A 6,510-nucleotide genomic window follows, 5' to 3' on the forward strand; every position below is an offset into this window, starting at 1 on the left:
GCTCGTTGCCCTTGTGGCCGCGGCGGATGTCCGACTTGCGCATCTTGTGCGCGACCGGCCGCCAGGCGTCGCCGCCGGCGGTCAGGATCATCAAGGCGAGAAGTCGAGACGCCGTCAGGCTCAGGGACTGTCCCTTGACGAACCGGACCTCGACGAGATTGCCTGGCTTGGCGAACTCATCGCCGTCGCGCGCACGCAGGGCATGGGCCACGCGCATGGCGCGCCCTGGCTCGCCCTCGGCCGTCGGCTCCTCGACAACGATGTCGGCGCTGGCTTCCACAGAGAATCTCAGGACCTTGACGGCCGCAGCTTTCCTGACCTTCATTCAAAACACAAGTCAGGATACTCGCCGGTTGGCCCGGCGCCCCCAATTGGTCAGGATGCCCCCCAAGGGTCAGGATAGCTCCCCCGATCGGTCAGGATCAGGCCCCCGTCCGGTCAGGAACTTGCCCCCGCGCAGTCAGGACGGTTCTGCTAAGCTACTGAGATTCCTCCGTACTTCTCGCTCTGAATCTGAATCTACGAATCTAGAAATCACCCGCTGCGTTCGCAGCGGTCGTTTTTGTAAGTCGAAGGGGAGGGAAGGGGGCATAGCAGAAGCGTTTCCGCTCAAGGTTGCAATGCCCGGCCCGAAGCACTCAGAATCGGTGAGCCCGCCTCTGGAGCCGCCGGATGGACCTCGAACGCTTCCTGCTCGACAACAAGGTCAGCGACCTGCTGGCGACCTACTTCTGGGTCTGGGTCGCGCTGGGCGTCGCCCTGTTCTGCGGCCTCTACCGCTTCGGGCTCGCCAGCCTTCCCCGGCCCGGCGCCGTTGTTCGCGGCGCAGGCCGGGGTGTGCTGGCGCTTCTGCTGTTCGTCATCACCGCCCCTTTCCTGGCGTTTGGCGGCGGCGGCTATCGCTCGGGCGCGCCCTGGGACGATGACTCGGACGGGTGACGTCGCGCTGTGAAGACCCTCGTCGTGAACAATCAGAAGGGGGGCGTCGGCAAGACGATGCTCGCCGTGCATGCCGCCTGGTTTCTGGCCGAAGCCGGCGCGCGGGTGCTGTTCGTCGATCTCGATCCGCAGGGCAATGCGAGCTACAGCCTGGCCAACACCCGCCAGGTCGGGCCGAGCAGCCTGCTCTTCTTCGAAGCGCCGCCGTCGCTCGAGGACGCGACCGGCGTCACGCTGTTCGCGGGTGACCGCGGCCTGGACCGGGTCGATGGAGCCCTCGCGAGCGCCGTCCTCAACTACCGCACGGCGTTCACGGCCCTGGCGGACCGGTTCGACTATGCGGTCCTGGACACCCCGCCCACCTGGAGCGGGCGCAACTACGCCGCCCTGATGGTGGCCAGCAGCCTGGTCTCGCCCATCGACCTGGAAACCTACGCCCTTCAGGGCGTCAAACAGCTCTGGGCGCAGAAGGCGACGGTGGAGAAGGCGGCCCGGGCCGGTCGGCCGATCGACTTCCTCGGCCTGCTTCCGTCCCGATTCCAGAGCAACTCGCCTCGGCAGCGGGAGAACCTCACCAGCCTCCTGCGCGAGCAGGGCGCCCGCATCATGTTTCCCGGCCAAGCGGTCCTGACCCAGCGCCAGGGCTATGCGGAGGCGCTCGACCTTCGCCAGCCGGTGTGGTCGCTGAAGAAGACCGCTGCGCAGGACGCCGGTCGCGAGATCCGTGGCGTGCTGGCCACCATCAAGTCCCGTTTGGATGCTTTACCGGCCTGAAGTGATGGCAGAATCCGGCTTCCTCGACACCTTCGCCGACCTCAGCGCTGCGCTGGGCGCCGCCGCCGACACGGTCCTCAGCCTGCCGCTGGATCTGATCGACGAGGACCCAGCCAACCCGCGCCAGGCCTTCGACCCCGACGAACTGGCGGCGCTCGCCGAAACCCTGAAGTCGCGGGGATTGAAGCAGCCGATCGTGGTGCGTCCAGCGAACGAAGCCGGGCGCTATGTGATCCGCTACGGGGCCCGCCGGTTCCGCGCCGCGCGGCTGGCGGGCCTTGCTGAAATCCGCGCCGTGGTCGAGGCGGGCGAGGTCGACGAAGCCGACGCCCTGACCGACCAGCTCATTGAAAACGAGCAGCGCGCGCCGCTCTCGACCGCGGACATGGCCCAGGCCGTCGCCCGGCTGCTGGCGCTCGGCAAGAGCCAGGCGGAGATCGCCCGCCGGCTTGGCCGCGGCAAGGACCTGATCGCCATTTACGCCGCCGTGCCGCAGATGCCGGCCGAGCTTCGCGCCCGGGCCGACGGGCTCGGGGCGCGAACCCTCTACGAGATCTGGGGGGCGTGGAAGGCGGACCCTCGCCGGACCCAGGCCTGGCTGGCCGAGCGCGAGCCTGCCCAGATCACCCAGGCGGCCGCGCGCGCCTTCGCCGCGACGCTCAAACCCTCGCGGCAGCCCACACCCCGGTCATCCGAACCGAAGGCCGCACGGCCCCCCGCCCCGCGGGACGTCGTTGCGGAGCATCCGGTCGTGGCGGCGCCGTCCGCGGCGGCGGGTGCGGCGACAGGACAGACGGTCGTGCGGGTGCAGGTGGGTCGCCGCCAGGGGCGCCTCCTGCTCGACCGTCCCAGCGTCGCCGACGGGATCTGGGTGGAATTCGACGGCGTAGCCGAGCGGGTTCCAGCGGCGACGGTGAAGCTCCTCGCGGTGACTTTGGACGGCTGAGGGGCGGGGGAGGGCGCGGCAGGAGAGCCCGATGGGCGAGACGGAAGGAGGCTCCCATGTCCCTGCACAGCATCGTGGCCGCCCTGGGCGGCGACCTCTATGCCCGCGGCTCGCGCGCCAATGTCCCGGCGCCCGGCCACAGCGCCCATGATCGGTCCGTGTCGCTGCGCCTGGTGGACGGCCGGGTTCTCGTCCATGCCTTCAACGGGGCGGATTGGCGGGAGATCCTGGACGATCTTCGCGCCCGCAACTTGATCGACGACCTGAACCGGCCAACCGGGTTGACCGTGGCGGCCGGCCTACGGCCGGGCCGTCCGGAGCCCTCCGACCATGAACGGATCGATGCGGCGCGGCGGCTCTGGGATGGTGCGCGGCCCGTGGCCGGCAGCCTGTCGGAGACGCACCTGCGGCTGCGGCGGGTGCGGCGGGAGGCGCCCGGTCCCGACGCGCTGCGGCACCATCCCGCGGCGCCGATCTCGGCCTATCGCCCCCGTGCGCCGACGCGGCCGGCGCTGCTCGCCGGCATCCGCGGACCGGACGGCGAGCTCACCGCCGTCGAGATCACCTACCTCGATCCGAACGGGCAGCGGACGCGTCGGCTTCGCCTGCCCCGCAAGACGGTCGGCGTGATCGCGCCCAGCTCGGCGGTGCGGCTCAACCCGGTGGAGCCCGACCTCCTGGTGGGGGAAGGCGTCTTCACGGTCCTATCGGCGGCGGAACGGTTCGGCCGCCCAGGCTGGGCCCTGATGTCGACGCGCAACCTCAGGTCCTGGCGCGCGCCCGACGGCGTGCGGAGCGTCTGGATCGCGGCCGATCGCGGCAAGGACGGGGAGCGCTCCGCGCGCGAGCTCTCCGAGGCGCTGCGCCAGGCGGGAATCCGGACCCGGATCCTGCTGCCGCCCCGTCCCCATGGCGACTGGAACGACGCGGCGCCGGCTGTGGAGCCGGTCCGGCGGCAGCGCCAAAAAGTGGAAGGGTAGGGCGGGGGAGGGTGCGCCCAAGGGCAGGATGGCCCTCGCTCAAGGCGCTGGAAACCGACCCCATGACCGACGTCACCACCACGCCCGCCGCAACCCAGGTGCATGTGCCGCTGCAGGACCTGGCGCTTGCGCCCGAGAACATCCGCTTCAAGACGCCCGCCGACGAGGGCGTGCCGCAGCTCGCCGAGACCATCGCGGCGGCCAATGTCGTGATCCCTCTGGCGATCCGGCCCGGACGCAAGGGCGAGAAGCCCTACATGGTGCTGGACGGCCGCCGCCGGCTCTTCGCCCTTCAGGTGCTGCTGGAGTCGGGTCGGCTCGAGGCGAGCTTCCCCGTCAAGTGCGAGCTCTTCGAGACGAAGGAGGCCCAGGCGGCCGCGGCGATGCTGACCAATGTCGAGCGCGCGCCTGTCCACATGGCCGACGTCATCGAGGCGATCGGCAAGATGCGGCGCAAGAAGATGGACACCGCCTCGATCGCCGGCGCGCTCGGCTATGACGAGCTGGAGATCAAGCGGTTGGAGGCGCTGGCCCACGTCCATGGCGACGTGCTCAAGGCCTACCGGAGAGGCAACCTCAGCCTCAAGCAGGTGCGCCTGTTCGCTCGGCTGCCCGACCGGAAGACCCAGGGCGAGCTCGCCGCGACCGCGCTGCAGGGCTACTTCCACGAGTACCAGCTGCACCAGGCGCTCGCGACCGACCGTGTCACCAGCGAGGATGAGCGCTTTGCCCTGGTGGGCCTCGACCGCTACACGGCGGCGGGCGGCCGGGTCGAGACGGACCTCTTCGGCGAGATGCCGGAGCGGCTGCTCGATCCCGAGATGCTGCAGGATCTCTGGCGCGGCCGCGTTCAGCCGCTGGTCGATGCGTTCAAGGCGGCCGGGCTCGCGGTGTTCATCGGCCGGGACACGGGCTACCGCGCCCCGGAAGGTTTCGAGACCCTGCCCTACGTCTACGTCGGCGACCTGGATGAGGCGGCCAAGACGCGTCTGGCCGAGGCGCGGCGGGCGGCCGCCGAAGCGGTGGCAGCGCTGGACGGTGAGGACCTCGCGGCCGACGAAGCGCCGGCCAAGATCCTGCCGGCGCTGATGGCCAAGATGGACGTCGCGGCGGCGCCCCTGAAGCGACTCGCCCTCGGCGCGGTGCTGCTCGCCCCCGACGGCGGCACGGGCGTGAAGGCGGAGTTCTTCGGGACGCCGGTTGCGGTCGATGAGGCCGAGGAGAGCCTCGACGAAGAGACGGACGACGACGAGATCGCCGCTCCGGCCGCGCCGGACATCGACGTGCCGACGATCGAGGTCGAGGTGGAGGGCGCCAGCCACGTCCTTCACGAGACCCGGACCGACGTCGCCACCCGCGCCCTGATCCGCGACCTGGCGGACAATCCGGGCGCTGCGCTCGTCGCCCTCGTGGCCCAGCTCTTCAAGCATCTGGCCCTGCACGGCCCGGTCTATCAGGGCGAGTCGGCCCTGGTGATCTCCGCGACCGGCTACCGCCGTGGCCAGACCCCCGCCATTCCGGCGCTGGATGGCGAGGTGCGGACGCGTCTCGATCAGCGGCGCGCGGCCTACCTGGCGTCGGGACTGCGCCCCATTTCGTGGGTCGAAAGCCTGCCGCACGGGGAGCGGATGGCGCTGCTCGCCGAACTCGTGGCGATCAGCCTGAACGTCCGGGAAGAGCGGACGACCAGCCTTCGCCGCGCGGCGCGAGCCGAGGCGGCGGAGATCGCCGAGCTGTGCGGGGCCGACATCGCCGCCCACTGGACGCCCGACGTCGACTTCCTCTCGGTCCATCCCAAGAAGCAGCTGCTGTCGCTGCTGGACGACATGGGCGTCGACGATCCGCGGGTGAAGACCCTCAAGAAGGACGAGCTGGTGGCGTTCGTCGCCGAGGCGGCCGCCGAGCGCCAATGGGCGCCTTCGGTGCTCTCCTGGACCGCCGCGGCGCCCGTCGAGGTGGTCGATGAGGAGGCTGTCGCTGACGCCGAGCCGGGACCGGACGAAGTCGACGGCCTCGCCGTCGGTTCGGACGGCCAACAAGCCGCCGCCTGATCGGGCCTGCGGCTGATCCTGCGCCCCATCGGCACCGCCGGTGGGGCGTTTACTTGCACCTTGGTCTGGCGCCGCACGCCGCCGGCCAAAGGAGAAGGGCAGGGCAGGGGGCCTGCGAGCCCGCGGGAGAGGAGGGAAGCGCCCTCCGCCGCCGGCGATCAGGACCGCCCGATGAACGCCCCGCTTCCCCTCTTCGGCGCCGCCCCGGCAGGCGACAAGGCCGTGAACACCCTGGCCGCCGCCCGTGCGCTTGCGGCGCAACTCAACCGCTCGCGGCCGCTCGACCGGCGCCACGTCGCCGCCACCCTCACCACCTCCTTCGGCGGCACGGACGCCGAGGGCGCCTGGCTGTGGCGCGACGCCTATGACGCGGTGGAGGCCGCATTGGTCTTGCAGCTTCGCCGCCTGGCTCCGCAGCTCGGGCGGCTGGAGGACGCGCCGGCCGAGATCGTGGCGCTGCTCGCGAACCTGACGGCGCTCGCCCCCACCCACACGCGCCGCAGCGAGGAGCAGGTGGCGCTCGACCAGTTCTCGTCGCCCCCAGTCCTGGCCGCCGTCGCCGTCGCCGCGGCGCAGGTGCGGCCCGGCGACCGGGTGCTCGAGCCCTCGGCGGGGACGGGCCTGATCGCGATCCTGGCGGAGGCCTGCGGGGTCGAGCTTACGCTCAACGAGATCGCGTCCCATCGCACGGCCTTGCTGGAGGGCCTGTTCCCCGCGGCGGCGCGCGTCAGCCACGACGCCGTTCACCTGAAGGATCTCCTGCCGGCCGCCGGCAGCTTCGACGCCGCTGTCCTCAATCCCCCGTTCCAGCATCTGGAGC

At 71.1% G+C, this 6,510-nt stretch carries 6 protein-coding genes and 1 pseudogene; 6 read left to right on the top strand and 1 reads right to left on the bottom strand.

Going from position 1 to position 6,510, the window contains the following annotated elements; translation table 11 throughout:
• Window positions 1-325: pseudogene (locus A2790_RS15340) on the bottom strand (hypothetical protein); the annotation flags it as partial.
• A gap of 347 nt (window positions 326-672) precedes the next feature.
• Between A2790_RS15340 and A2790_RS15345 the strand changes: the two are divergent.
• The 6 genes from A2790_RS15345 to A2790_RS15370 form a co-directional block, all read left to right on the top strand.
• A complete protein-coding gene (locus tag A2790_RS15345; RefSeq protein WP_293393338.1) occupies window positions 673-939 on the top strand; it encodes a hypothetical protein in 267 nt (88 codons plus the stop codon).
• Between the two features lie 24 nt (window positions 940-963).
• Window positions 964-1,713, top strand: coding sequence for a ParA family protein (locus A2790_RS15350; protein ID WP_293393340.1), 750 nt, complete (start codon window positions 964-966; stop codon window positions 1,711-1,713).
• A 4-nt stretch (window positions 1,714-1,717) separates the two neighbouring features.
• A complete protein-coding gene (locus A2790_RS15355; protein WP_293393341.1) occupies window positions 1,718-2,659 on the top strand; it encodes a ParB/RepB/Spo0J family partition protein in 942 nt (313 codons plus the stop codon).
• Between the two features lie 56 nt (window positions 2,660-2,715).
• On the top strand, window positions 2,716-3,639 hold the full coding sequence (locus tag A2790_RS15360; RefSeq protein WP_293393343.1) for a toprim domain-containing protein: 924 nt from the start codon (window positions 2,716-2,718) through the stop codon (window positions 3,637-3,639).
• Window positions 3,640-3,701: 62 nt separating this feature from the next.
• Complete coding sequence (locus A2790_RS15365; protein ID WP_293393345.1) at window positions 3,702-5,690, top strand: ParB/RepB/Spo0J family partition protein; 1,989 nt, start codon at window positions 3,702-3,704, stop codon at window positions 5,688-5,690.
• A gap of 171 nt (window positions 5,691-5,861) precedes the next feature.
• Window positions 5,862-6,510 (top strand): class I SAM-dependent methyltransferase (locus tag A2790_RS15370; protein WP_293393347.1); only part of this gene is annotated, 649 nt, incomplete at its 3' end.

Origin of the sequence: Phenylobacterium sp. RIFCSPHIGHO2_01_FULL_69_31, assembly GCF_001824475.1 — a bacterium.
Taxonomy (GTDB): Bacteria; Pseudomonadota; Alphaproteobacteria; order Caulobacterales; family Caulobacteraceae; genus Phenylobacterium.

Excerpts from the sequence above, each read along its gene's own strand:
- A2790_RS15345 (WP_293393338.1), top strand. The coding sequence starts at position 673 with ATGGACCTCGAACGCTTCCTGCTCGACAACAAGGTCAGCGACCTGCTG.
- A2790_RS15355 (WP_293393341.1), top strand. The coding sequence starts at position 1,718 with ATGGCAGAATCCGGCTTCCTCGACACCTTCGCCGACCTCAGCGCTGCG.
- A2790_RS15360 (WP_293393343.1), top strand. The coding sequence starts at position 2,716 with ATGTCCCTGCACAGCATCGTGGCCGCCCTGGGCGGCGACCTCTATGCC.
- A2790_RS15365 (WP_293393345.1), top strand. The coding sequence starts at position 3,702 with ATGACCGACGTCACCACCACGCCCGCCGCAACCCAGGTGCATGTGCCG.